Here is a 26,395-nt window from a genome sequence, read left to right as displayed (position 1 = left end):
CAAATCCAGCTCTGTATGTGCCATGTCTGTTCTCCTTGCTTTTTCAGCAAGATACCGGAAGTGTCGCAACCCAGTTTAGAATGTGCCCAACACTAAGTATAAATACGCATAATGAAGTTTATGTTAAGTATTTGCGATCCTCGGGAATTCGAGAGCCCGTCTTTTTTTGGCTAAAGCCGATGGGTCGCAAATGTGCTTTTCCCTTGTTCCCGACCGGCACTGAGCGGGCGCAAGCAGAAACGAGAGTTCACAGACCGCAACGCATATATTGAACGGACAATGTGCTTGGCACGATAACACACTACTTCTGATTCTCGTTTGAACGCGGCAAAGCACCCGCTTCTTCTGATAGCTATCCCCAAGCTTATGAAAAAGCGTCAATATTTTTTGTTGACTGCTTCAGCTATTTATTACTTACTAGTCAGTAAAAAGGAAACCTAAATGCTGACAAAAAAACTGTCGTCTTGGAACCAAAGGGGTCGCCGATCTGGTGCGCGTTGACGAAATCATTGCTGCAGGCTGTAACCAGGGCTGCCAGCTCAGGATTGTGATCGAAGACATGCGATGCCAGCTGCCGCACGTCGTACACCCAATTGGAAAGCCTCAGCCTGAAGGGGATCAAGGACAGCAAGAGCTACAAACACCTCGTCCACATGTACCTTACAAGCAAGGTACCCGGTGGCGGTTGCGTCGATTGTTGGCATGGGCGCCAAAAAGGCGAGCCACAAAATCAGCTGCATTTGGCAAGTTGAAAACACATTAAACCGGGTTTTCGAAGATGGCAGTGACGTGGTGAACAATCTCTGGAAGCTGAACGAAACTACCAAGTGAAGTCGCGTTTCCCATCGGACACTTCCCGATGGCCGAACATCAAAAAAAGGAGCCTCATAATGAAGGTGCTGGTGCCTGTCAAACGCGTGATCGACTATAACGTGAAGGTTCGCGTCAAAGCGGGCGGATCGGGCGTTGATCTCGCCAACGTGAAAATGTCGATGAATCCGTTTGACGAAATTGCCGTCGAGGAGGCGATCCGACTGAAAGAGGCCGGCAAAGCCGAAGAGATCATTGCGGTCTCGGTCGGCGTAAAGCAGGCGCAGGAAACGCTGCGGACAGCTTTGGCCATGGGGGCCGACCGGGCGATCCTGATTGTCGCCGCCGACGATGTGCATACCGACATCGAACCCCTCGCCGTGGCGAAGCTGCTGAAAGCGGTGATCGACGAAGAACAGCCAGGTATCGTTCTGTGCGGTAAACAGGCCATCGACAATGACATGAACGCCACCGGGCAGATGCTTGCGGCGCTCACGGGTTGGGCACAGGCGACGTTCGCCTCCAAACTGGAGATCGACGGCGACAGCGCCAACGTGACCCGCGAAGTCGACGGCGGATTGCAAACTATCAAGGTCAAAATGCCGGCCATCGTCACCGTCGACCTGCGCCTGAACGAACCGCGCTATGCCTCGCTGCCGAATATCATGAAGGCCAAGAAAAAGCCGTTGGACGAAAAAACCGCCGCCGATTACGGCGTCGAAGTCGCCCCGCGCCTGGAAATCGTCAGCACGGCCGAACCCGAGGCCCGCGCCGCTGGGATCATCGTCGGCTCGGTCGACGAACTGGTCGAGAAACTCAAAGAAGCGGGGGCTGTGTAATGGCTGTTCTTCTCCTTGCCGAAGTGAACAATGGCGAATTGTCGCTGGACGCCACCGCCAAGGCCGTGACCGCCGCCAAGGCCCTGGGTGACGTGACCGCGCTCTGTGCCGGGGGCTCTGCCGCCGCCGCGGGCGAAGCCGCCGCCAAGATCGACGGCGTGTCCAGAGTGCTGGTCGCCGAAGACGCAAGCCTCGGCCACCGCCTGGCGGAATCCACCGCTGCGCTGATCGTGTCGCTGGCCGGTGATTACGAGCATATCGTTGCGCCCGCCACCACCGACGCCAAGAACGTGATGCCGCGTGTTGCCGCACTGCTGGACGTGATGGTGATCTCAGATGCCTCGGGCGTGGTTGACGGCAACACGTTCGAACGCCCGATCTATGCCGGCAATGCCGTGCAGACGGTCCGCTCGAACGATGCCAAAAAGGTCGTCACCTTCCGCACCTCGACCTTTGATGCGGCCGGTGACGGTGGTTCGGCCCCGATCGAAACCATCTCGGCGGGTGACAATCCCGGCCTCAGCGAATGGGTCGAGGACAAGGTCGCCGAAAGCGATCGACCTGAACTGACCTCGGCAGGCGTCGTGGTCTCGGGTGGCCGCGGTGTCGGTTCCGAAGAGGACTTCAAACTGATCGAAGCCCTCGCGGACAAGCTAGGCGCCGCTGTCGGCGCGTCGCGCGCGGCGGTCGATTCGGGCTATGCCCCCAACGACTGGCAGGTCGGCCAGACCGGCAAGGTCGTGGCCCCGGACCTCTATGTTGCGGTCGGCATCTCGGGTGCGATCCAGCACCTCGCCGGCATGAAGGACTCCAAGGTCATCGTTGCCATCAACAAGGACGAAGAGGCCCCGATCTTCCAGGTCGCGGATTTCGGACTGGTCGCCGACCTGTTCACCGCCGTGCCGGAATTGATCGAAAAGCTCTGATCTGGAGTCAGAAAATGACCTATACCGCCCCCCTTCAGGACATGCGTTTCGTTCTGCGCAAGCTTTGTGATCTCGACGCGATCAGCCAGTTGCCTGGCCTTGAAGAGGCAACGCCGGATATGGTGGACGCGATCCTCGAGGAAGCCGCCAAATATGCCGGCCTAGAACTGTCGCCGCTCAGCCGGTCCGGCGACCTCGCCGGTCTGGGTTTTGAAGATCGCCGGGTGACCATGCCCGAAGGCTGGAAAACCGTCTACGACATGCTGGTCGAGATGGGCTGGAACAGCCCGTCGGCAAGCCCCGAATACGGTGGCATGGGTCTGCCCTTCGTGGTCAATGCCTGCATCCAGGAGATGTTCCACGGCGCCAACATGGCATTCCAGCTCTGCCCGATGCTGACCCAGGGCGCGATCGAGGCGCTTGAATGCTATGCTTCGGACACCTTGAAAGAGACCTACCTGCCCAAACTGGTGAGCGGCGAATGGACCGGAACCATGAACTTGACAGAACCGCAGGCAGGGTCTGATCTGGCCGCGATACGGTCAAAGGCGGTGCCCGAGGGCGATTGCTACCGGATCAGCGGCCAGAAGATCTTCATAACTTACGGCGAGCATGACCTTACTGACAACATCATCCACCTCGTGCTGGCCCGACTGCCTGATGCTCCGGCGGGCGTCAAAGGCATCTCGCTCTTCGTTGTACCGAAGGTGATGCCAGATGGCGCTCCCAATGACGTGCACTGCGTTTCGATTGAGCACAAGCTGGGTATTCATGCCAGCCCGACATGCACGTTGTCATTTGGAGATAGCGGTGGCGCCGTCGGTTACCTTGTGGGCGAGGTCAACCGTGGACTGGAGTATATGTTCGCGATGATGAACAACGCCCGGCTCAATGTGGGAATCCAGGGCATCGGCGTTGCCGAACATGCCTGCCAGGACGCGGCGGCGTATGCAGCCGACCGCCGGCAGGGCAAGGTTGACGGGGTCGAGGGGTCGGCCGCAATCATTCACCATCCAGATGTTCGCCGCATGCTGGGTATCATGAAGAGCCGCACCGAAGCCGCCCGCATTCTCGCCTACCGCGCCGCGGCGGCGCTGGATTTTGCGCATCGCGCCGTCGACCCCGAGGCCCGGGACCGTGCACAGCGCCGGGTTGATCTACTGATCCCGGTTGTCAAAGGCTGTTCGACCGAGATGTCGATCCAGACCGCCTCGCTTGGCATTCAGGTTCATGGTGGCATGGGCTATATCGAGGAAACCGGTGTAGCACAGCACCTGCGCGACGCCCGGATCACCACGATCTACGAGGGTACCACGGGCATTCAGGCACTCGACCTGACCGGGCGCAAGATCCTGCGCGACCGCGGTGCGGCGGTTCAGGAAATCATCGACGACATGCGATTGAGCGCGGCGGAACTTGCCTGCGAGAGCAGCCCGCACGGTGATTGGACGCTCTTGTCGCGCAGCGTTTCGCACGCTGCCGATACGGTGGAAACCGCTACAAGATGGCTGCTTGATGCGGGTAAGGAAACCGCACATACGCAGGCCGCGTCGGCAATGAACGTGCTAGAGCTCTTCGGCCTTTCGCTGGGCGCCTGGGCCTTGGGCGATGCGGCGCTTGCTGCCGCTGGGGAACCTGCCGCGGGTGGCCAATCCGACCATGCCGGCGCCAAGATCCGGCTGGCGGAATTCTATGCGCAGCAAGTCTTCCCCGAGGCGCTGGCACGGCTGAGCGCGGCGACGGATGGTGCGTCGAGCGTTCTGGCGCTGGCACCCTCTGATCTGCACGAGAAACGATAGAATATGATGTGGTGATCGCCGGCGCGGGGCCTGCGGGTCTGAGCGCCGCGGTCCGTCTCAAGCAGCTCGACAGTTCGCTTGACGTGGTGGTGCTGGAAAAGGGTTCGGAAGTGGGGGCGCATATCCTGTCCGGCGCAGTACTCGATCCCTCGGGGCTCGAGGCGCTGATCCCCGACTGGAAGGAAAAGGGCGCGCCGCTAAACGTCCCGGTGACCTCCGACAAGTTCTACATGCTGGGCGAGGCCGGTCAGATCCGGGTGCCGGGGTTTCCGATGCCGCCGCTGATGAACAACCACGGCAACTACATCGTCAGCATGGCCAATGTCTGTCGCTGGATGGCCGAGCAGGCCGAGGAGCTGGGCGTCGAGGTTTTCCCCGGCATGGCCTGTTCCGAGCTGGTTTATGACGAAAACGGCGGCGTGAAGGGTGTTGTGGCCGGTGAGTTCGGCAAGGAAGCCGATGGCACACCGGGGCCGGCCTATGAGCCCGGCATGGAGCTGCACGGCAAGTACGTGTTTCTGTCCGAGGGCGTGCGCGGGTCACTGGCCAAGGAAGTGATTGCCAAATACGACCTGTCGAAGGGCAAGGAGCCGCAGAAATTCGGCATCGGCATGAAAGAGATCTGGGAGATCGACCCGGACAAGCACAACGAGGGTGAGGTGACCCACACCATGGGCTGGCCGCTGGGAGGCAATGCCGGGGGCGGGTCGTTCATCTATCACCTCGAGAACAACCAGGTCTATGTCGGGTTCGTGGTGCACCTGAACTACAAGAACCCGCATCTCTTCCCCTATATGGAATTCCAGCGCTTCAAGCATCACCCGATGGTGGCCGAACTGCTGGAAGGCGGCAAACGCGTGGCCTATGGCGCACGGGCGATTTCCGAAGGCGGATACCAGTCGATGCCGAAAATGGTGGCACCCGGTGTAGCGCTGTTGGGCTGTTCGGTGGGCATGGTCAACGTGCCGCGGATCAAGGGTAGTCACAACGCGATGCTCAGCGGCAAGGCCGCGGCCGAGGCGGCGTTTGACGCGATTAAGGTCGAGCGGTCGGGTGATGAGCTGACGGCGTATGAGGACGACGTGCGGGGCGGCGCCATCGGCAAGGATCTGAAAAAGGTGCGCAACGTCAAGCCGATGTGGTCGAAATGGGGGATGCTGCCCTCGCTGGCGCTGGGCGGTCTGGACATGTGGACCAACACGCTGGGCTTTTCGCTCTTTGGCACGATGAAACATGGCAAGACCGATGCGGCGGCCACCGAAGAGGCCAGCAAGCACAAGGTGATCGATTATCCAAAACCCGATGGCAAGCTGAGCTTTGACCGGCTGACCAACGTGTCGTTTGCGATGACCAATCACGAGGAAAGTCAGCCAAGCCACCTGCAGCTGGGTGATGACAAATTGCCGATCTCGGTCAACCTGCCAAAATACGGCGAACCGGCACAGCGCTATTGCCCGGCCGGCGTCTACGAGGTGGTCGAGGAAGACGGCAGCGACCCGCGCTTCGTGATCAATTTCCAGAACTGCGTGCACTGCAAGACCTGTGACATCAAGGACCCAAGCCAGAACATCAACTGGGTCACGCCGCAGGGCGGCGACGGACCAAATTATCCGAACATGTAAATGCCTAAATCAGGAGAACCGCACTATGAACGAGCTGAACGGATATGACATCGAAGATCTCGAACCGGGCATGACCGCCACGTTCTCGAAAACCATCACCGACGCCGACATTGTTCTCTTTGCCGGGGCATCCGGCGACAACAACGCCATTCACATCAATGATGAGTTTGCCAAAACCACACCGTTCAATGGCCGGATCGCGCATGGGTTTCTTACCGCCAGCACTATCTCCGCGGCGATTGCCAACAAACTACCCGGGCCCGGAACAATCTATATCTCGCAGGAGATGAATTTTGTGGCACCTGTGCGTCCAGGAGACACAGTTCACGCTGAAGTGATTGTCGAAACAATCGAGACCGAGCGCTGCCGCGCGAACTTGAGAACAACCTGCCGCGTCCGCGGGCAGGTCGTGGTGGACGGCGAGGCCACTGTCAAGCTGACCTCCAGCGCCAAACGGGGCACAAAAGCCGCGTAGGATATGGCCGACGATCCTTTAGTCAGCCACTTAAATTGTGTCCCCTGTGACTGAACATTCCACCAGCCGCCACGACGACAAAGAGGACATCGTGGGTATCACGACGTTCCTGGGGTTGCTTGACAGGACGGCGTTGCCGCTTGGATGCGCCAGAAAGACAAACTTGACATGATGGGACTCGGATGATGACACAGTGGACTAAAACGAACGACACAGCCGACACAGCAAAGGCCGCAACGGAAATGCAGGATCTGACCCTGCGCACGACAAAAGTGCTGTCACAGCTGCACGTGCGGGCCCTCAAAAAGGCCAGCGGGTCAGAGTATTCCCTGATCGACGCCAAGACACTTGCCAAAGCCTATGGAACCTTCTGGGCCGACATGCTGCAGGAGCCGGGCAAGCTGGTTGATGCACAGATAAAGGCCAGCATGGCGATCCAGTCTTCGTGGAAGGCGATACTGCAAGGCCCCGATGAAGAAAGCGGTGTGCGAGATCGCCGTTTCAGCGATCCGAGTTGGGAAAAGGACCCGATATCGCGAGCCTATCGCGATGTGTTCCTGGCGATTGAAGGCGCGACCAATGACCTTTTGGAAGAGCTTCCAAAAAATTCCAGAGATTATATGCGTGTCAGATTCTACACGCGGCAGATGATGAGCGCACTGTCGCCCAGTAACTACCTGCTGACCAACGCTCCGGCGCGTAAGATGTTCACTGAAACCAACAGTGCGAGTTTTCGGGAAGGATTGTCCAAAATGCTCGACGATCTCGAGCGCGGTGAGGGGCGCCTGGACATCGCGACGAACGATCCGTCGGCGTTCACGGTCGGAAAGGATCTTGGCACGACAGAAGGCGAGGTTGTGTTTCAAAACGACCTGATGCAGCTGATCCAGTACCATCCGCGCACACCGGACCAGCACAGTGTGCCAATCCTGTTTGTCCCGGCCTGGATCAACAAGTTCTACATTCTGGACATGCAGCCGAAGAACAGCCTGGTGCGCTACATGCTGGATCGGGGGCATTCCGTGTTCGTGATTTCCTGGGTCAACCCGACCAGCGATCACGCGGACAAGGATTTTGCTGATTACATGAAACTCGGACCGCTGGCCGCGCTTGATGCCATTCGCGACATCACCCGCGAAGAAAAGGCCAATATCCTCGGTTTCTGCATTGGTGGCATCCTGGTGACGGCAACGCTGGCTTACCTCGCAGCCATTGGTGATGACCGGGTCAATTCCGCCACGACACTGGCCACCATGGTCGATTTCAAGGACGTGGGCGAAATCGGCGTCTTCGTCGATGAAAACCGGCTGGAAGTCCTGCGTGCGCATATGGAAGAGAAAGGCTATCTTGAAGCCTATCACTTGCAGGACATGTTCTCGATGCTTCGCGAGAACGATTTGATCTGGTCGTTCTTCGAGGCCAATTACCTGCGCGGTCGGAAACCCCGGGCTTTCGACCTTTTGTATTGGAATTCGGATTCCACACGACTGCCTGCGGCCATGCTGCTTTGGTATCTCAAAGAGGTCTATCTAGAGAACCGGCTGCGCCAGCCCGGTGGATTGGAAATGAACGGTGTCAAGATCGATCTGAGCAAGATCGAAACGCCGGTTTTCGTACTTGCCACGTCCGAGGATCACATCGCCCCCTGGACCTCGATTTATCCAGCGACGCAGATACTCGGCGGCGAGGTTGAATTTGTCCTTGGCGGCTCGGGCCATATTGCCGGAGTCATCAACCCCCCGACCGAACGTGCCAAATACGGTTTCAGAAAAAGCGACACCTATCCGCCAGAACCAGCGAATTTTCTGACCAAGGCCACGGAAATGCCGGGGTCGTGGTGGCCCTACTGGGCGGACTGGCTCGAGGCCAAAGACGGCAAGACCGTCAAGCCTCGAAAGCCCGTCAACCGCGGAAAGTACAAATCCATCGAGCCGGCACCGGGAAGCTACGTTCGGGCGAATTGAGACCGCGTTCCATGACAGGGATATGTGGTCGTTCGGTACTGCCGGAAATCGCCGCGAAACCTGAACGCCATCCCTCGTGAAGCGGAACGACCGGAAATCCTATCCCTATTGAACCAAGCATCAAACGTCTTGCATTCCTCGGCATAATCAAATGGCCGGTAGCGGATACTCCTGTGCATATGTGGGCAGGGCAACGATCTTCGTCAGATTTCACCGAATGAATTGCCCCCCAATCAACCGGCATTCCGAAATCCCGACTGTGACTGGTCTGGTTGTATGCCGAAATTGAGCGCAAAAACACAGCATTGGGTGCGCTAGGCTCGTATTCCATCGCCGACAAGTTCAAGGATCTGGTTGGCAATAACCTCGGGAGGTTCCGGACCGTCGGGATCGTACCACTCCGGCATCTGGTTGAAGGCCGAGAACAGAACCTGGGCGAGCCTTTTAGGCGAGCATTCGCGGATTGACTTATCCTTGATACCTGCCTCGATGACCTCTTCAAGGAATTCCTGACCGTCGCGCAAGGTTTGGCGCAGTTTTTCCTGATTCTTGCCCGTGAGGTTGCGGCGCGCCTCGCGCATCAATGAGGAACCGAAATCGCTCACAACCAATGCAGCGTAGGAACGAAAAAACACATGAACCCTGTCAAGGCCATTGCCAGTTGACCTTTGGGCCGCGTCAAAGCACAGACCGACCCTTTCCAGGGAAACCAGTGCGCACTGCATTAGGATGTTTTCCTTGTTGCGGGCGTAATAATACAGTGCAGGCTTGGTCAGATCCAGTTCAGCGGCGATATCATCGAGCGAGGTTTTCTTGTAGCCGACCGACGAGAACAGACTCGCCGCGACATCCAAAACTGCGCGGCGTTTAAGTTCCTGCTGTTCCTCGACGTCTTTTGTCTTTTTATGCCATTGGATCGCAGGCACATTTCCCTCACTATAAATTGTGCGCCGGGCGAGAGAACTTCCCGCCCGACATGTTGGCGAGATTAGTAGTCGAGGCCCCGGGCTGCAACGGTCCAGGAGCCGTTTTCAACCCTGGCCAGAATCAGCGTTTCCACCCCCTGGTGATCTTCGGGGCCAAAGCTGATTGTTTGGCCGCCGATCGGATCGACATAGCCATTGATCGCCTCGATCGCAGCCAAGAAGCCTTCGGTGGTCAGTTCGGGGCCTGCCGCTTCAAGCGCCTCGGCCAGCAAATCGATGAAAATATAGCCCAACTGCGCCTGCGGCTCCATTTTTGTCCCATAGGTCTCTGCATAGGTTTCCAGGATGCGTTTGGCCTCGCCTTCCGAAGTCGCGACATCGGCGAAGACGAAGGGCGAAACCAGATAGAGCCCTTCCATTGCACCGTCTGCCGCCTTGGCCACGGCATCCATGTAGGGGATCATGCCCGTGACGAAGATCGGTTCGAAACCGAGCTTCTTTGAGGTGGCAACGGTCAAGATCGTGTCCTTGACGCTGCCGGCGTTGAAGACGATGTCGCAGCCTGCATTCTTCAAGGTCGTGACCGAAGACACCATGTCGGTCTCTGTGGCCGCATGCTCGGTTTTTGCAACGATCTCCATGCCGTATTCATGTAGCTGCTGTTCGACGCCAAGCGTCATCGACTCGCCCGCCTCGTTGGCGATCTGCGACACGCAGGGAGTCACAAACCCGCCGTTCTCATGAAAATAGGCAACCGCCGCTCGGAACTGCTCGGTATAGCTGCGGAAGAAGGCGTATTTCATTGGATGCAGCGGCTCGGCCATCTCGGTCGCCGCGGTCATGGGAAACAGGTTAGGAACGCCGGCCTCCAACTGCTGCGGCATGACCGCGAGGTTCATTGGTGTTCCCAGCGCGCCGACCATGGCAAAGACCTTGTCGCGGCGCAACAGTTTGTTGGCTGCCTGAATGGCGCGCGGCACCTGATATTGCATGTCCTCAATCACGATCTCGAGCTGGCGTCCATGGATGCCGCCGGCGGCGTTGATCTCGTCCACGCGCATGCGCAGTCCGTTGGCTTCAGGTACGCCCCAGACAGCCAGCGGGCCGCTGAGATCGGTATAGCTGCCAAGCGTGATCTTATCTTCGGTCACGCCCTGCGGACCAGCGATGGCCGCCCCGGTGACCAGCGCGGAGAGCGCCAGTGCAGTTGCAAAATTCTTCATGATTTCCTCCCTTTCAAGTTTCAGTACATAGTTTCAATGAGGTCTTTGTATTTGCGCTCGACCTCGTTGCGTTTGAGTTTCATCGTCGGAGTGAGTTCCTCGTCCTCAGCCGTCAGAAGCACGTCGATCAAGCGGAACTTCTTCACTTGTTCCACCGGCGAAAATCCGGAATTCGCACGGTCCACCTCGTTGCCAATCAACTCGATGATCGGCTCGCTTTCGCAGAGCGATTTGTAGTTCGAGAACGGGATGCGCTTGTCCTGCGCGTATTTCTCGACCGTTTCCTGGTCGATCATGATCAGCACGGTCAGGTACTTGCGCTTGTCGCCAATGATCACAGCGTCCGAGATGTAGGGCGAGAATTTCAGCTCGTTTTCCAGCTGCGACGGCGTGATGTTCTTGCCGCCGGCGGTGATGATGATGTCCTTCTTGCGGTCCAGAATGGTCAGATCGCCATTGTCGTCCATCTTGCCGACATCGCCGGTATGCACCCAGCCATCCACCATGGTCTCGGCGGTCTTTTCCGGCTGGCTCAGGTAGCCAGAGAAGTTTGACCGCGCGCGTATCAGGATCTCGCCATCCTCGGCCAGTTTGGCTTCGACGCCGCGCATGGCCCGCCCGATCGAGCCGATGGGCGATTGGCCTGGAACCGTGGCAGTGACAATGCCAGTCTCGGTCTGTCCATAGGCTTCCTGCACAGAGACGCCGAGCGCATTGAACCAGCGAAGCAGTCGGGCCGAGATCGGCGCGGCGCCCGAAACGATCGTATGCGCCCGTGCCAGACCCAGTTCCACGCGGATGTTGCGCAGGACAAGGAAATCGATCGCTCGGTGAAAAAGGGAAAGGCCCAGCGGCACCTGTTTGCCCGCAGCCAGCAGATCTGCCCGGCGTTCGGCCACTTTCAGCGCCTGCGTATAGGCAAAGCGTCCAAAGGCGGTGGCGTCATTCATGATGAAAGAGATGCGGGAATAAAACTTTTCCCACACCCGCGGCACGGCAAAGATGAAAGTCGGGGCCACTTCCTGAATGTCGGCATTAAAGGTCTCACCGCTTTCGGCAATATTGATGGTGATGCCATGCCGGATCGGGGTTGCGACCGAGATGATGCGCTCGGCCGCGTGGCACAGCGGCAGGAAAGTCAGGATTTCGTCGCCCGGGCCCAGCGGCATTTCCGGGTGGTTGTCGGCCTGCGCCAGAAAGAACCGGTGCGAGATCATCGCGCCCTTCGGCGCGCCGGTGGTGCCCGAGGTATAGATCAGCGTGGCGATGTCCTCGCCCTTGCCGGCATCAATTCGGGTTTCGAAGGCGGCGTGCATTTCGGGGGCGCCGTCCGCGGCAAGCTCGAGAAACGCCTCCCATCCCATGACCTTGTCGTGAGAAAACCGGCGCAGGCCTTCCATGTCGTAGACAACGACCTTTTCAATCCCCGGCAGCTCGTCCTGTACCAGCAGGTATTTGTCGAGCTGTTCCTCGTCCTCGACGAACAACACCTTGGCGCCGCTGTCGTTGAGCTGATAGGCGACCTGTTTTTCCTGCAAGGTCGGGTAGAGCCCGTGGGTGACCGCGCCGATGCACTGGATGCCGAGATCGGAAAACACCCATTCCTTGTTGTCTTCGCTGATGATCGCCACGACGTCGCCGGCATCGACCCCCAAGGCCATCAGCGCACAACCTGCCTGCCGGGACCGGTGATAGTAGTCGGTCCAGGTGTATTCTTCCCAGATGCCGAAATCCCTTTCGCGGATCGCGATCGCAGACCCGAATTTCCGGCAGTTCTGCCGAAACAGCTTGGGCAGTGTGTCGCAGCCGTCGATTTCAAAGACGGGCGGGGTCCAGTTTTGTGTAGAGATGTCGTTCATCGCCATGTCTTCCTTGCTTTCCAGCGGCGGTCGCCCCGCGCGCTGTCGGCCTTGATGCCAAGGTAAAATTCGCGGATATCGGCGCTGTTCATCAGCACGTCGCGTTCGCCTTCCATGACGATCCGCCCGGTTTCCAGCACATAGCCGAAATCGGCGGCCGGAAGCGCGACGCTGGCGTTCTGTTCCACCAGCAGCATCGTCATGCCTTCCTCGACATTGATCCGCTTGATGATTGCGAAAATCTCGGAAATCAGCCGGGGCGAGAGACCCAGCGACGGCTCATCCAGCAGCATCAGGCTGGGCCGTGCCATGAAGGCGCGTCCAAGGGCCACCATCTGCTGTTGCCCGCCCGACAGGTAGATCGCCTGCTTGTCGAGAAATTCGCGCAGGACCGGGAACCAGCCCAGCACCTTTTCGAAATCGCGCGCCACCTCGTCGCGGTCCTTGCGGCAATAGGCACCCATCATCAGGTTGTCTTTCACCGACAAAAGCGCAAACACTTCGCGTCCTTCGGGGCTATGGGCCACACCGGTGCGGGCAATCACATCCGGATCCAGGCCGGTAATGGCCTTACCCTTGAATGTGATCTCACCTTTGAACGGGTCGAGCGCCCCCGAGATGGTTTTCAGGATAGTGGTCTTGCCAGCGCCGTTCGATCCCATGACCGTGACCACGGTGCCTTCGCGCACCGAAAGGCTGACACCGCGGATCGCCATGACGCGGCCATACATGGTTTCGACATTGCGGACTTTCAGAACTTCGCTCATGCCGCTTCCCCCCCTAGATAGGCTGCCTGCACATCCGGGTCGTCCTGCACCTCCGAGGCGCTGCCGGTGGCCAGGAAGCGGCCTTCGTTGATTGCCAGAACCTTGTCCGAGACCTTGTTCACCAGCTTCATGTCGTGCTCGATCATCACCACGGTGATGCCCAGATCCTCGCGGATGTCTTCGATCACAAAGGCGGTGTCGTCGGTTTCCTCGGTGGTCAGCCCGCTGGAGGGCTCATCCAGCAACAGGATCTCGGGGCTGGCGACCAGCGCGCGCGCCATCTCGGTTTTCTTGCGCACGCCGTAAGGCAGGTCGGCGACGCGGGCGTGACGGTAGCCTTCGAGATCGAGAAACTCGATAACCTCTTCCGCCTTGCGGCGGTGCTCCAGTTCCTGGCGTAATTGGCCGGGCAGGAAGAACAGCTCGCTCAGCGGCGAGAACCGCCCATGCCGGAACCGGCCGATCAACAGGTTGTCCAGAAGTGAGGCATGCTCGAACAATTCGATGTTCTGGAAGGTGCGGGCGATGCCGTGGTTGATCACTTCGTGGGGCCTGGCCCCCAGCAGGCTTTCGCCACCAAAGCGGATATCGCCTTCCAGCGGGTCATAGATGCGGCAGATCAGGTTGAACACCGTGCTCTTGCCGGCACCATTGGGACCGATGATGGTGAATACCTTGCCCGGTTCCACCGAGAAGCTCAGGTTATCGACGGCTTTCAGCCCACCGAATGCCAGCGACACGTTTTCGACTTCAAGCCAGCTCATTTCAGACGCTCCGTCTTGAGGAAGGTCTTCTGACGTTGGAAGCTGCGGCGCTTGTACATCGGGAAGACGTTGAAATAGTGATGGATTTTGACCCAGCGGCCATAGAGCCCATCAGGTTCGAACAGGATGAAGCCAAGAAGGATCATCCCGAAGGCGAGGCTGTCGAACCCGCCGGATGTGGCTATGGCCCCGGGAAGCAGCACCTTGACCCAACTCAGGACGGTGGGCAGCAGCACGATGAAGAACGCGCCGAAGATGGCCCCGTGGATGGTGCCGATCCCACCGACAACGATCATAAGAAGCAGGCGAATGCTCTCACCCATGCCGAAAGTTTCCGGTGTAATGTAGTAGAACGCATGCGCCAGAAGCCCACCAGCCAGACCGGCGAACACCGCCGACAGGAAGAAGGCATAGGCTTTGTAGAAGGCCACATTCGTGCCCAGCGAACGGGCCGAAACTTCGCTGTCGCGGATCGCGATCAGGGCGCGGCCAGACCGTGTGCGCAACAGGTTGCGCGTCATCAGAATGGCGCCGACAAACAGGGCGAGATTTAACAGGTAGGTCTTCCAGCTCTGGTCGATGGCGATGCCGAAGATGTCGATGCCCGGAACCGGCAGGCCACGATGTCCGCCGGTAAAATCGCCGCCGCCGCCGATCAGCCGTTCGGTCACGATAGCAATCGAAAGCGTAGCGATGGCGAGATACAAGCCATGCATGCGCCCGCAGATGCGCCCGATGGCCAGCCCGACCAAACCAGTGATCAGCGCCGCCAGGGGCAGCGACAGGATCCACGGCACGCCGTAGCGGCTGAGCAGGATGGTATGAGCATAGGCGCCGATGGCAACAAAGGCGGCCTGCCCGAAACTCACTTGTCCCGAGAATCCGGTGAGGATCATCAGACCCAGGCCGGCGATGGCATAGATGTAGACAAACGACAATTCGTCCAGGAAGTAGCCGTCAAGGAACAGCGGGGCGGCAAGCGCGATACACAAGAACAGCAGATACCAGAAAGCCTGTGTGCGGTCGCGAAACAGGCGGATGTCCTGCTTGTAGGATTTGCGGAAAAGAACGCGCATGAGCCTATACCTTCTTTGCGTAGATTTGTGCCAGCAGCCCTTCGGGCCGGATCAGCAGCACGACGAACATGATCAGATAGGCGCCGATGCCCTTGAACGTCGGGAACATGATGTCGAAGAACGGCTCGGTCACGCCGATCAGCAAACAGCCCAGAACGGCGCCGGGGATCGATCCGAACCCGCCGACAATGGCGCCGGCAAAGGCTTTGAAGCCGACAAATCCCATCTGCGTCGAGACCAGCGTGACCGGGCCCAGGAGCAGGCCGGCGATGGCGCCGAAGATTGCGGACATGGCCCAGATGGACGAGGTCAGGCGCTTGACGGGGATGCCCATGTAAAAGGCCGCCAATTGGTTCAGGGACAAGGCCTGCATCGCCACGCCTTGGCGGGCATAGCGGAAGAAGGCGTAAAGCCCGCTGGCCACGATGGCGGTTACCAGGATCGCCAGAACGCTGGACCAGCCAATGATGACCGACCCAAGCGTCAGATTGCCCTCAACCGGGGCAGGCAGCGAATAGTTGCCAAAGCCCCATACAATCCCGGCCACGGCGCGCAGTGCAATTCCCAGCGCCAGCGTCAGGATAAAAACGGTGAACACCGGCTGCCCGGTGAGCCGCCGCACAACAAGCGCGTCGACCCCGTAACCGAACCCGCCCATGAACACGAGCGTCAGCAAGGCCCCCAGCCAATAAGGCAACCCCCAAAGCACGATGAACTGATAGCCTACAAAGGCCCCCAGCATCATGAACTCGCCCTGGGCGAAGTTCACCTGCTCGGTAGCCTTGTAGACCAGCACCAGGCCGATGGCGATCAGGCTGTAGAGACAGCCCTGTGACAGGCCGACCAGCAAAAGCTGTATGGCGTCGGCGAAACTCAGACCGGTCATATGGCGGCCCTCCAATGCTCTAGGATTTCGTTCATTTCGACGAAACCGGCGTCACCGGTTGTCGGAATGTCTGGCGGGGTTTGTGAGAATCGGGGGGCCGGGGCGGGCATTTCGATGCCGTCCACGGTGACAAAGCTCTCGCGTGCCCGGTTGTGCTGGTGTGTGGCAGCTTCGGCCAGTGGCACCACCGGCGCAAAGCAGGCATCGCTGCCTTCCAGCACCTCGCACCATTCGGCCTGTGTCCGGGTCAGGAACAGTTCGGTCAGGGCCTCGCGCATGGCCGGCTGCGCCTCGGGCGCATATTGGTCGGCAAAACGCGGATCATCGCTCAGCCCGGTCAGGCGCAGGAATTCGGTAAAGAACTGTGGCTCGACACAGCCGATGGATATGAACTTTCCGTCGGCGGTTTCGTAACAACGATACCACGCCACCCCGCCATTGATGAAATCGCCAGCGCGCTCGCCGCTCCAGGCCCCACCGGCCGCCAGCCCGTGTTGCATGGTCATCAAGAGGTTGACCCCATCGCACATGGCCGCGTCGACCACCTGACCCTCGCCGGTTGCGCGCGCATGGGTCAGGGCCGCGAGGATGCCGACATTCAGCATCATCGCGCCACCACCCTGATCGGCAATCAGGTTCATTGGCGCGGGCGGGGGCCGGTCGGCCTCGCCCAGCCCATGAACCGCGCCCGTGATCGCGGCATAGTTCAGATCATGCCCGGCAGCCTGTGCCAGCGGCCCGGTCTGTCCCCATCCGGTCATGCGGCCATAGACCAGCGCCGGATTGCGTGCCAGAACCGCCTCTGGAGCGAATCCGAGTTTCTCCATCTTGCCGGGGCGGAAGCCCTCGATCAGAATCTCGGCCCGCTCGATCAGCCCCCAGAGCTTTTCAGCATCATTTGCCTGCCGCAGATCGAGCACCAGACTGCGCCGCGAGCGATTGAACAGGTTGTGTTTCTCATCGATCGGCAAGGGGAAAGCCTGACCGGGGCGCGTGATCCGCACCACTTCGGCGCCCATGTCGGCCAGATGCATGGCCGCAAAGGGCGCAGGCCCGATCCCGGCCATTTCGATGACCCGAACACCTTTGAGGGGACCGTTGCGTGTCAGCATCTCGTCACCTCGCCCGCAGCCGCGTGGCGGCATCCAGACGCAGGGTCGCGCCGTTCATGTAGCTGTTTTCGATCAGAAAAGCGCAGGCATGGGCGAATTCTTCCATCCGGCCCACCCGCTTGGGGGCCTCGACGCTTTCTTCGAGCGAGGCGACGACCTCATCTCCGAGGCTCATCACCATCGGTGTGCCAAACAGTCCCGGCGCGATGGCGTTGATACGGATGCCTTTCGGCCCCAGCTCGCGCGCGGCAGGCAGGTTGAGCCCTATCACACCGGCCTTGGACGAGGCATAGGCAGTCTGCCCGATCTGGCCTTCATAGGCCGCCCCGGACGAGATGTTGACGATCACGCCACGCTCTTCCCCGTCTTCGGGCGGGTTTTCCAGCATCCGCGCGGCGGCCTGGCTCATCACGTTGAACGTGCCCACAAGGTTGATCTCGACCGTGCGGCGAAAGGCATCGAGAGACGCAGGTGCGCCCTCGCGGTCGACCACCTTCATCGGGCTGACCACACCGGCACAGTTGATGGCGACATGCAGCGCGCCAAAGCGGTCGACCACAGCCGAGATGGCCTCGGACACGTGCTCGTCGCTGGTCACATCCACCTGCCGGAACATGGCCCGGTCCGCGCCCAAACGGTCGGCCAGCGCGGTGCCCTGTTCCATGTCGCGGTCGAACATGGCCACCTGTGCACCCAGCCCGTGCAGGTATTCTGCCGTCGCAGCACCAAGTCCCGAGGCCCCGCCGGTCACGATAATGGTCTTGCCTTCTATCTTCATGACCTGGGCCCCTATTTGAACGCCGCCACACCGGTCAGGGACCGGGCGATCAGCAGTTTCTGAATCTCTGTGGTCCCGTCCGGGATCGGCCCGATGATGGCTTCGCGGGCCAGGCGTTCGACGATGAACTCGCGGGTCACGCCGTTGCCGCCATGGATCTGCACCGCCTGCCGCGTGGCGTTCACCGCGATCTCGGTGCCGTACCACTTGGCCATGGCGCATTCCGTGTCGCAGCGTTCATCGCGGTCGATCATGCCGGCGGCACGATGGGTCAGCAGGCGCGCGGCGTCGATCTCGGTTGCCATGGTGGCGATCTTGTCGGCAATCATCTGATGCCCGGCGATCTGCTTGCCATGCTGGTTGCGCTCTTGCGCGTAACGGATCGATTCCTCAAGCGCCCGGCGCGCCAGCGCGATGCCCCACATCGCCATATGCACCCGCGCGCGTTCGAACACGACCAGCGTCTGCTGCAACCCGCGCCCTTCGGCGCCGATGGTGTTCTCAACGGGCACCCGCACCTCATCGAGGAAGACCTGCGAGGTCGACTGTGCATTGAGGCCGATCTTGGGGATGTCGCGGGTTTCGAACCCGTGTTCCTTGCGGTCGACCAGGATATGCGTCAACCCCTCGCCGGTGTTGCAGGTGCAGATCAGGAAATCGGCGAAACGCCCGTTCGAAATCCAGGTCTTTTCGCCCGAAATCACCCAATCGCCGCCATCCTTGCGGGCGCGTGTCTTGACCGCCGCCACGTCCGAGCCGACACCCGGCTCAGAGATGCCGATGGCCACGGATGTCTCACCCGCCAGAAGCTGTGGGATATAGCGCGCGCGTTGTTCATCGGTTCCAAGGCGAAGCAAAAGGTCGGCGCCCACCACGTTGATTAGGATCGGCAACGCAATGTCCATCGCCGTGACGCCGACCTCTTCGAATAGCATCAGGTGCGTGGACCAATCGAGCCCCATGCCACCCGCCTCTTCGGGATGGGGGGCCGAGGTCAGGCCGAATTCGGACAGTTGCGTGAGGAACCCCTGGATCACCTCTTTTTCAAACGGCGCATCCTTGACCTTCAGGTATTCCGGTTCGATCTGGTCATCGAGGAAGCGACGCAGCATGTCGCAGGCCATTGTCTGTTCTTCGGTCTTGAACATCTCGCTCTCCTATCGTGCCAGAATCAGGACCGAGGCCACGGCCTCTTCGATCCCGATCAGCCCGCCACCGTTCTCTGCAATTGCCACCTTGGCCCCTTCGACCTGGCGCGTGCCGCATTCGCCGCGCAGCTGGCTGACAAGCTCATAGACCTGCCCCAGACCGGTGGCGCCGATCGGGTGGCCCTTGCACTCCAACCCGCCCGACGGATTGACCGGCACACGCCCGCCAATCGTGGTCTCGCCACGTTCGGAGGCTGCCGCGCCCTCACCAAAGGGAAAGAGACCAAGGTTTTCGATCTGGATCAGCTCGCCCACGGCGGTGGCATCATGCACCTCGGCGACCGAGACGTCCTCGGGTCCAAGCCCGGCCTTTTCATAGGCGCGCCGGGCCGCCTTGGCGGTCAGATGGTTTGCAAAGTCGTCGCCATCCCGGTCCGAACCGGTCTGGATAACGCTGGCACGCAACTCGATGGCGCGGTCTCGGGAAATGCCGAGGCGCTTCATGCCCGCTTCGGTCATCAATACGGCCGCTGCACCGCCATCGCTCATCGGGGCGCACATCGGTAAGGTCAGCGGATAGGTGATCGGCGGTGCGCCCAGCACGTCGCCAACAGTGTAAGGATCGCGGAACTGCGCCTTGTCATTTTCCACCGAATGCATGTGGTTCTTGGCCGCGATGGCCGCGAATTGTGCCTGCGTTGTCCCGAACAGGCGCATATGTGCGCGGGCAAAGGCGGCGTAGACGGCCATGAACACAGAATAGGGTTTTTCGGACTCGCTGCCTTCAGGCAGATCGATGCCATGCCCCAGCGCCAGCAGTTGTTTTTCATTCTTTTCGGCTGTCGCCAGTTCCCAGCCCGAGTCGAAAAAGCTGAACATCTTGGCCTTATCACCAGTCCACATCTTCTCGGCCCCGACGGCCAGCGCCACATCGCCTTCGCCTGCCTTCAGAAACTGGGCAGCCAGATTCAGGGCGGTCGATCCGCTGGCACAGGCGTTTTCGACGTTCACAACCGGAATGCCCTCGATCCCCATATCGCGCAGGGCGATCTGACCCGGGATCATCAACTGGCCTTCCAGATGGCGCTGGGTGGCGTTCGAGAAATAGGTGGCTTCGACCGCGCCGGCGGAAATCCCGGCATCAGCCAGGGCCCCGGTGACGGCCTCGCGGGTCAGCGACTTCACGGTCGCCCCGTCCAGGCGCCCCATGCGCGTCATCGCCACGCCGGTTATGTAAACCTTGTCCATCTTGGTCCTCATCAGTTTCCGGTAAAGACCGGTTTGCGTTTCTCCGAAAACGCCGCCAGCCCTTCGGCAGCGTCGTTTGATGTCAGGTGGTCGCGCAGGACCGACAATTCCCAGACCAGAGCTTCGGCTTGCGACATATCTACTGACGCGTTGGCGACCGCTTTCATGCGCGACAGGACGAGCGGGCTTTTGTCAGCCAGATCACTTGCGAACGTGTCCAGACGAGCCTCAAGCGCATCATCGGCAACAACTTCCTGCACAAGCCCCATGCGCAACCAATCGCGCGCCGGCAGACTTCGGCCGGAAAACAGCAGATATTTAGCGTTCGGCAGGCCAATCCGAGAGGGCAGGACAGCAGCGCCACCAGCCCCCGGAAAGACCCCAAAATTGGCATGCGCATCACCGATCTTCGCGCTTTCTGCGGCGATCAGTACGTCGCAGCACATGGCCAGTTCCAGACCGCCGGCGACGGTCACGCCGTTCAGGCCACCAATGACGGGCTTGGGAAAATCGCGGAGAATCTGAAAAACCTCCGCTACGGCATCAAGGAAATCGCCGTCGTCGGACCGCTCCTGTGACAGACTCGCTTGCACCGCCTTGAGATCAGCGCCCGCACAGAACGCCCGGCCGCTGCCGGTCAGCACCACAACGCGCAGTTTTTCGTCGCGACGAATGCGCTCAAGCGCCACCCCAAGCTCCAAGACCATGTCCCGGGAAAGAGCGTTCAACTCGGTGGGTCTGTTCAGGCGCAACCAGGCCGCCGATCCCCGCGTTTCCAAAATGACATTTACGTGTTGCATTTTCATACCTTTATTTACTGACCAGTAAGTAATAATAAGCCTGCGCTGTCAACATCAAATTTCCTTATCTATTACAGCACCTTGGAAGAAACGCTCGAATGGGGGTTCATAAAACCTGTAAAAAACCGAGAATCAGAGTGACAGCTTTTTCGGGCGAGACTCGTTGTTCGCGAAGGAAATCTCACAGGAATTGCTGCCTGTCGGTAATCATGTGTGCTTGCGCTTCAGGAATGCCGAACAGGCAACACCGAACAAATTCAGTCGGCTACACATCGCAGATTTCTGACAGGTCCCGCTCCCGACAGCGGCAACGAGTAGGAGTTAGTGTCCGCGCACGTGGTGTAATTTGTCGGGTGGCCCGAGGTCATGATCAGGCGGCTTTGATGCTGAGAATTGGGTCTGTCTCCTCGTTGTCGATCTGTGCGAATGCCTCGACCATCATATAACGGCTGGCGGTCTGCCATTCGTCGTTTTGCTCGAACAGCACGGCGCCGATTAGGCGGGTGATGGATGCCTCGTTGGGGAAGATGCCGACGACATCTGCGCGCCGTTTCACTTCCTTGTTCAGGCGCTCGATGGGGTTGGTGCTGTGAAGCTTGGTGCGGTGCTGGCGCGATAGGAGAGCAGGATGTTCAAGACCGAAGAACAGACAATGGCCTGCGATATGCTGCGCCGCTTCCTCGAAATTGATACAAAGGACTAACCATGAATTCCTATGCCACGCCTATCGTCCCTGACACCTCCATCGACGATCTCAAGGCGCTTTTCACCTGCCAGAAAGCCGCCTCCAATGCCAACCCCTACCCGTCCTACGAAGAACGGTGCGGCAATGTCGAAAAGCTGCTGAAACTGACCGAGAAACACAAGCACGACATTTGTAATGTCATCGACAAGGATTTCGGCAACCGCTCGGTGCGCGAAACCACGCTGAGCGATTTGTTCCTTGTCATCCAGGGCGCCAAACATGCCCGCCGTCACCTGCGCAAATGGATGCGCCCGCGCCGGGTGGGCACAAGCCTGCATTCGCTGCCGGCCACATGCAAGGTGGTGCCGCAGCCCCTAGGAGTGATCGGCAATATCGCTCCCTGGAACTATCCCTATGCCATCGCGCTTCTTCCGGCGGTGCATGCGCTGGCCGCAGGCAACCGTATGATGATCAAGCCCAGCGAGGTCACGGTACATACAACCGAACTTCTGGGCAATCTCGTTTCCGACAATTTTGACGAGGACCTGTTGGCCGTCGTCACCGGCGGGGCCGAGCTGGGCAATGCCTTTGCCGAACTGCCTTTTGACCACCTGATCTTTACGGGGTCCACCGCCGTGGGGCGCAAGATCGCCCAGGCCGCGGCACCCAACCTGACGCCTGTCACGCTGGAACTGGGGGGCAAGAGCCCCGCGATCATCGACCATTCCTATAATCCGGCCAAGGCGGTCAGCTCGATCCTGCGCGGCAAGGTGCTGAACTGTGGCCAGACCTGTATCGGAGTGGACTACGTCTTTGTGCCCACCGAAAAGCTTGATGGGTTCGTCGGGGATATGAAGAAGGGCTTTACCAAGTTCTTTCCCAACCTCGATGGCAACGTAGACTACACCACGATCGTTTCGGACCGCCATTACGACCGGCTGCGCAATCTGGTCACCGATGCCCGTGACAAGGGGGCAAAGGTGGTGACGGTCAACCCCGATGGTGGCGAGGGCAATACCAACAACCGGATTCTGCCGCTGAATATAGTGATCAACCCCAGCGACGACATGGCAGTGATGCAGGAGGAAGTGTTCGGCCCGGTTCTGTCGATCAAGACCTATGACAGCCTGGATGAGGTCACGGGCTATATCAACAGCCATGACCGTCCGTTGGCGCTCTATTGGTTTGGCCATGACCGCGCCCGTGAAAAACACATGCTGCAAAACACCTGGGCCGGGGGGATGTGCGTCAACGAAACCCTGTTCCACGTGTTCCAGGAAAAGTTGCCCTTCGGCGGCATTGGGGCCAGCGGCATGGGCACCCATACCGGCAAGGCTGGGTTTGACAGTTTCAGCGCCCACAAGCCGGTCTTCCGGCAGGCGCGGCTGAACTCGGCCAACCTTCTGAATCCGCCCTACAGCAGGCTCACCGACACGCTCTTGGCGGTCATGAAGAAAATCGTCTGACACAGACACAAAAAATGGTAACAGGGAGAGTAACAATGGCAGATTATGTAGTCATTGGTGGAGGATCTTCGGGAGGAGTGGTTGCCGCGCGGCTATCCGAGGATCCGAACACTACCGTCACGCTTCTCGAGGCAGGGGGTCCGGGTAACTCGAAATTCGTTTCGATTCCCGGCATGTTCGCCGGGCTGATCCAGAACTACAAAATCAACAAGCTGAACTGGCGCTTCAACACCACGCCGCAGAAAAATCTTAACAACCGTGCGCTTTATAACCCGCGCGGCAAGATGCTGGGCGGTTCGTCCGGCATGAACGGCATGGTCTATATCCGTGGCGAATCCGGTGACTATGACCGCTGGTCCGAACTCGGCAACGAAGGCTGGAGCTATGACGAGGTGCTGCCCTATTTCCGAAAGGCCGAAAACAACGAACGCGGTGCGGATGACTATCACGGCGACAGCGGTCCCTTGCATGTCAGCAACGGCGATGCCTCGTTTGATTTCTACAACGCCTTCCTCTCCTCGGGCGAGAAGCTGGAATACCCCAAGACCCCGGATTTTAACGGCGCCAATCGCGAAGGGCTGGGCATCTACCAGTTCACCACCAAGAACGGCGAACGCGCCTCGGTCAAGTTCTGCTATCTCGACCCGATCACGGACCGCAAGAACTTGGATATCCAGGTTAAGGCCACGGTGCGCCGGATCGTCATGGAAGACGGGCGCGCGGTGGCCGTCGAATACGACCAGGGCGGCGAAACCAAGCGGGTCGGGGTGAACAAGGAGGTCATCGTCAGCGGCGGGGCCTTCGGCTCGCCGCAAGTCCTGATGCTCTCGGGCATCGGACCCCGGGCCGAGTTGGAGAAACATGGCATCAAGGTGCAGCATGAATTGCCCGGCGTGGGCGAAAACCTGCATGACCACCCGGACGTGATGTTCGTGTTCAAATCTAAGAAACGCACCGGAATTTCCCTTGGCCCACTGGGCACGCTCAAGAACCTTGGTGCCTTCTACCAGTATTTCACCAGGCGCAAAGGTTGGCTCGCCAATCCGCCCACAGCGGCGGGTGGCTTCCTGCGGTCCGAGCCGGGTAAGAACAACCCGGATTTCCAACTTCACATGGTGCCGTTGCCCTATCGCAACCATGCCCATGACTACATGTCGATGATCAAGTGGGGCTTTACCATGATTGTCAATATCGGTCACCCGCGCAGCCGGGGGCGTTTGACGCTCAAGAACGCCAACCCGGGGTCCGAGCCCAATATCGACCTGAACCTGCTGGATCACGCCGATGACCTGAAGGACATGCGCAATGCCTTCAAGGTGACGCAGGACATCCTGCACGGCTCACCGCTGAAGGATATGATCGCCAAGCCGCTTTACCCAAAGCGTTATCTCAATACCGATGCCGAGATCGACGACTACCTGCGCGCCGAGGTCAACCATGCGTATCACCCGGTCGGCACCTGCAAGATGGGCCGCGACGACATGGCCGTGGTCGATGCGCGGCTCAAGGTCAAGGGACTGGCCAATGTGCGTGTCGCCGATGCCTCAATCATGCCCGAGATCATCAACGGCAACACCAATGCCACCTGTATCATGATCGGTGAAAAATCCGCCGACATGATTAAGGAGGACGCAGCCGCAACCTGATCAATTCGCCCGCAAGGCCAAGGATGCCGAGCATCAGCAGAAGCTGAAGCGCTGGGTGTTGCTGGATACGGCCGCGCACGAGTTCACCACCAAGAGGTATTCGGAAACGTCAATTGGCAAATTGGCCGACCTGCTCGATGTTTCCAAGCCTGCCCTCTGTTACTATGTGAAGAACAAGGAAGACATCCTGCTGCAGTGCACAATCGAATCTCCTTCTCGAAGGTGCGCAATAAAGCAACCGAACTCGTCCGTCACGTCCTGCAAGCGGATTCCGTCATACCGCGAGGTCGCCATGTCAGCGACGCGCAACAGATTGGCAGCTTTTGAGAAAGTCCATTTGACAGCCTCGTATCCGGTTTGCATTTGTAGCAACATCGCGGCATGACAATCTCTGTCATGCTGGCACATTGAAATTAACCAGCACACCCGGGAATCGACTTTCAGTTTTCGAGAGTCCATATCCTGAAGCGCCCCTGCCCTGTCACCTCGCGGATCAAACCGCTTTCTTCCATCCACGCCAGATTGCGTTGAATGGCGGCGCGACTGGCTCCGGTCACGGATTCAGCCATTGGTGCAGAGACCAATGGCCACTGAGAGAAAGCTTTACGCAAGGCGACCGGCGTGCGACCCGACAAATGCGCCATGTCGGACTCCGCCCGCGCCGCCCACCTTTCAGTATCGTCAAGTACTCGCATCGCCGATAAAATCGCGCTGCTCATCCCATCCAGCCAGCGGGCCAAACGTTCGGGCGGCAAGCCCGAGGCACGCAGCCCCCCTGCCCCGCCCATAGCGAGCGGTGCGAAGATGGCGCCGGTGCCATCGCTTGCCGCGATCCTGGACGCGGTGACGGCGGCTTCGATCTGGTCTCCGTATTGTCCGAGGCCCGCGAGGCTCCAGAGGTGATACCCCATGCAAGCCCGCGTGATTGGATGAAGATCGGCCGCAGCTGCCAATACCTTCAGCCATCCGCCCGCGCGATCTTTGAGACGCTCGGCACTGTCCTCAATGTTCTCGGGATCACGGCGATCCAGGAAGGCGGCCAAATCGCCCTTTGGTCCGGGGCCGCCTGTCAGGCGCCGAACAGCCCATCCAACTCTTGCCAGGGCATTTGGGTCATCCTGTGCGCCTGACAACCGCATCGATACCCAGAGCGCCAGACGATCAGAACTCACCCGATCCCCTGCGAACCAGCTGAGGTCCGCCGCCTCGATCAACGCGAGCCTATGCCGCCAACCTTCCGGGCCACGCAGCAGCCGGTCATCCAGAGCACCCAGACGTCCAGCGACCCGTGCCAGTCGAGCAGCGTGAACGCTTTCTGCCTTTGCCCAGTCTGCGATGACAGCAGTGTCGGGCGGTTCTGCCCGTGGCCCGGGAAGCAAATCATCCGGTTCTTCCTCGAGTGGCCCAGGCAGAAACCAGAGATCCTCTTTGTCGCAATTGCATTGTCGTTTCATCAAAAGGTTCTTAAACGATTTCAGCAGGATGAGGCGGAAATAGACGTAGAATATTACGTTGCGATTTCAATTTTTATCTCGCATTTCAATAAGCGAGAGAATTAGGGCGGAAAATGATGTTG

21 protein-coding genes and 1 pseudogene are annotated in these 26,395 nt (G+C 59.3%); 8 read left to right on the top strand and 14 right to left on the bottom strand.

Annotated features, from left to right (window positions below):
• Positions 1–890: 890 nt before the first annotated feature.
• The 6 genes from HKX24_RS16135 (at position 891) to HKX24_RS16110 (ending at position 8,435) form a co-directional block, all read left to right on the top strand.
• Complete coding sequence (locus HKX24_RS16135; RefSeq protein ID WP_161353838.1) at positions 891–1,649, top strand: electron transfer flavoprotein subunit beta/FixA family protein; 759 nt, start codon at positions 891–893, stop codon at positions 1,647–1,649.
• Positions 1,649–2,575: an FAD-binding protein gene (locus HKX24_RS16130; RefSeq protein ID WP_161353837.1), complete on the top strand. Its 927-nt coding sequence runs from the start codon at positions 1,649–1,651 to the stop codon at positions 2,573–2,575. The genes HKX24_RS16135 and HKX24_RS16130 overlap by 1 nt, the downstream gene beginning before the upstream one ends.
• A 14-nt stretch (positions 2,576–2,589) precedes the next feature.
• Positions 2,590–4,374, top strand: a complete 1,785-nt coding sequence (locus tag HKX24_RS16125; protein ID WP_276154166.1) for an acyl-CoA dehydrogenase — start codon at positions 2,590–2,592, stop codon at positions 4,372–4,374.
• A gap of 8 nt (positions 4,375–4,382) precedes the next feature.
• Entirely contained in the window at positions 4,383–5,996 is a 1,614-nt protein-coding gene (locus HKX24_RS16120) for an electron transfer flavoprotein-ubiquinone oxidoreductase (RefSeq protein WP_276154165.1), read from the top strand.
• 25 nt (positions 5,997–6,021) lie between these two features.
• Positions 6,022–6,471: a MaoC family dehydratase gene (locus HKX24_RS16115; protein WP_161353835.1), complete on the top strand. Its 450-nt coding sequence runs from the start codon at positions 6,022–6,024 to the stop codon at positions 6,469–6,471.
• A 185-nt stretch (positions 6,472–6,656) separates the two neighbouring features.
• The gene (locus tag HKX24_RS16110) at positions 6,657–8,435 is read left to right on the top strand and encodes an alpha/beta fold hydrolase (RefSeq protein ID WP_276154164.1); all 1,779 of its coding nucleotides are present in this window, start codon (positions 6,657–6,659) and stop codon (positions 8,433–8,435) included.
• 314 nt (positions 8,436–8,749) lie between these two features.
• On the opposite strand, the gene HKX24_RS16105 is transcribed toward HKX24_RS16110, so the two are convergent.
• The 13 genes and pseudogenes from HKX24_RS16105 to HKX24_RS16045 form a co-directional block, all read right to left on the bottom strand.
• Positions 8,750–9,361 (bottom strand): TetR/AcrR family transcriptional regulator, encoded by a 612-nt coding sequence (locus tag HKX24_RS16105; protein WP_276154163.1) that lies wholly within the window; start codon positions 9,359–9,361, stop codon positions 8,750–8,752.
• A gap of 62 nt (positions 9,362–9,423) precedes the next feature.
• The gene (locus HKX24_RS16100; protein ID WP_243614752.1) at positions 9,424–10,584 is read right to left on the bottom strand and encodes an ABC transporter substrate-binding protein; all 1,161 of its coding nucleotides are present in this window, start codon (positions 10,582–10,584) and stop codon (positions 9,424–9,426) included.
• 20 nt (positions 10,585–10,604) lie between these two features.
• On the bottom strand, positions 10,605–12,443 hold the full coding sequence (locus tag HKX24_RS16095; RefSeq protein WP_244525673.1) for a long-chain fatty acid--CoA ligase: 1,839 nt from the start codon (positions 12,441–12,443) through the stop codon (positions 10,605–10,607).
• Positions 12,440–13,210 carry an ABC transporter ATP-binding protein gene (locus HKX24_RS16090; protein ID WP_093455111.1) on the bottom strand — a complete coding sequence of 257 codons (771 nt, stop codon included), beginning with the start codon at positions 13,208–13,210 and terminating at the stop codon, positions 12,440–12,442. Before HKX24_RS16090 ends, HKX24_RS16095 begins: the two co-directional genes overlap by 4 nt.
• The gene (locus HKX24_RS16085) at positions 13,207–13,974 is read right to left on the bottom strand and encodes an ABC transporter ATP-binding protein (protein WP_093455112.1); all 768 of its coding nucleotides are present in this window, start codon (positions 13,972–13,974) and stop codon (positions 13,207–13,209) included. The genes HKX24_RS16090 and HKX24_RS16085 overlap by 4 nt, the downstream gene beginning before the upstream one ends.
• The gene (locus HKX24_RS16080; RefSeq protein WP_093455113.1) at positions 13,971–15,050 is read right to left on the bottom strand and encodes a branched-chain amino acid ABC transporter permease; all 1,080 of its coding nucleotides are present in this window, start codon (positions 15,048–15,050) and stop codon (positions 13,971–13,973) included. Before HKX24_RS16080 ends, HKX24_RS16085 begins: the two co-directional genes overlap by 4 nt.
• Before the next feature lie 4 nt (positions 15,051–15,054).
• On the bottom strand, positions 15,055–15,936 hold the full coding sequence (locus HKX24_RS16075; protein ID WP_093455114.1) for a branched-chain amino acid ABC transporter permease: 882 nt from the start codon (positions 15,934–15,936) through the stop codon (positions 15,055–15,057).
• On the bottom strand, positions 15,933–17,048 hold the full coding sequence (locus HKX24_RS16070) for a CaiB/BaiF CoA-transferase family protein (RefSeq protein ID WP_093455118.1): 1,116 nt from the start codon (positions 17,046–17,048) through the stop codon (positions 15,933–15,935). Before HKX24_RS16070 ends, HKX24_RS16075 begins: the two co-directional genes overlap by 4 nt.
• 4 nt (positions 17,049–17,052) lie before the next feature.
• Positions 17,053–17,826: an SDR family NAD(P)-dependent oxidoreductase gene (locus HKX24_RS16065; RefSeq protein ID WP_093455115.1), complete on the bottom strand. Its 774-nt coding sequence runs from the start codon at positions 17,824–17,826 to the stop codon at positions 17,053–17,055.
• Between the two features lie 11 nt (positions 17,827–17,837).
• Positions 17,838–18,974, bottom strand: coding sequence for an acyl-CoA dehydrogenase family protein (locus tag HKX24_RS16060; RefSeq protein WP_093455116.1), 1,137 nt, complete (start codon positions 18,972–18,974; stop codon positions 17,838–17,840).
• A gap of 9 nt (positions 18,975–18,983) precedes the next feature.
• The gene (locus HKX24_RS16055; protein ID WP_276154162.1) at positions 18,984–20,234 is read right to left on the bottom strand and encodes a thiolase family protein; all 1,251 of its coding nucleotides are present in this window, start codon (positions 20,232–20,234) and stop codon (positions 18,984–18,986) included.
• The gene (locus HKX24_RS16050) at positions 20,234–21,022 is read right to left on the bottom strand and encodes an enoyl-CoA hydratase/isomerase family protein (RefSeq protein WP_276154161.1); all 789 of its coding nucleotides are present in this window, start codon (positions 21,020–21,022) and stop codon (positions 20,234–20,236) included. Before HKX24_RS16050 ends, HKX24_RS16055 begins: the two co-directional genes overlap by 1 nt.
• 370 nt (positions 21,023–21,392) lie before the next feature.
• Positions 21,393–21,632 (bottom strand): annotated as a pseudogene (locus HKX24_RS16045) (transposase); the annotation flags it as partial.
• A gap of 95 nt (positions 21,633–21,727) precedes the next feature.
• Here HKX24_RS16045 and HKX24_RS16040 point away from each other — a divergent pair.
• Positions 21,728–23,173 carry a coniferyl aldehyde dehydrogenase gene (locus tag HKX24_RS16040; RefSeq protein ID WP_161353830.1) on the top strand — a complete coding sequence of 482 codons (1,446 nt, stop codon included), beginning with the start codon at positions 21,728–21,730 and terminating at the stop codon, positions 23,171–23,173.
• A 35-nt stretch (positions 23,174–23,208) separates the two neighbouring features.
• The gene (locus HKX24_RS16035; RefSeq protein ID WP_161353829.1) at positions 23,209–24,819 is read left to right on the top strand and encodes a GMC family oxidoreductase N-terminal domain-containing protein; all 1,611 of its coding nucleotides are present in this window, start codon (positions 23,209–23,211) and stop codon (positions 24,817–24,819) included.
• Positions 24,820–25,259: 440 nt separating this feature from the next.
• Here HKX24_RS16035 and HKX24_RS16030 read toward each other — a convergent pair whose 3' ends face one another.
• Positions 25,260–26,273, bottom strand: coding sequence for a hypothetical protein (locus HKX24_RS16030; RefSeq protein WP_161353827.1), 1,014 nt, complete (start codon positions 26,271–26,273; stop codon positions 25,260–25,262).
• Between the last annotated feature and the right edge of the window lie 122 nt (positions 26,274–26,395).

Origin of the sequence: Sulfitobacter sp. M85 (assembly GCF_029285915.1) — a bacterium.
In the GTDB taxonomy this organism is placed as follows: domain Bacteria; phylum Pseudomonadota; class Alphaproteobacteria; order Rhodobacterales; family Rhodobacteraceae; genus Sulfitobacter; species Sulfitobacter faviae.
The sequence above is the reverse complement of the archived record's forward strand: the minus strand, read 5'-3'. Positions and strand labels throughout refer to the sequence as shown.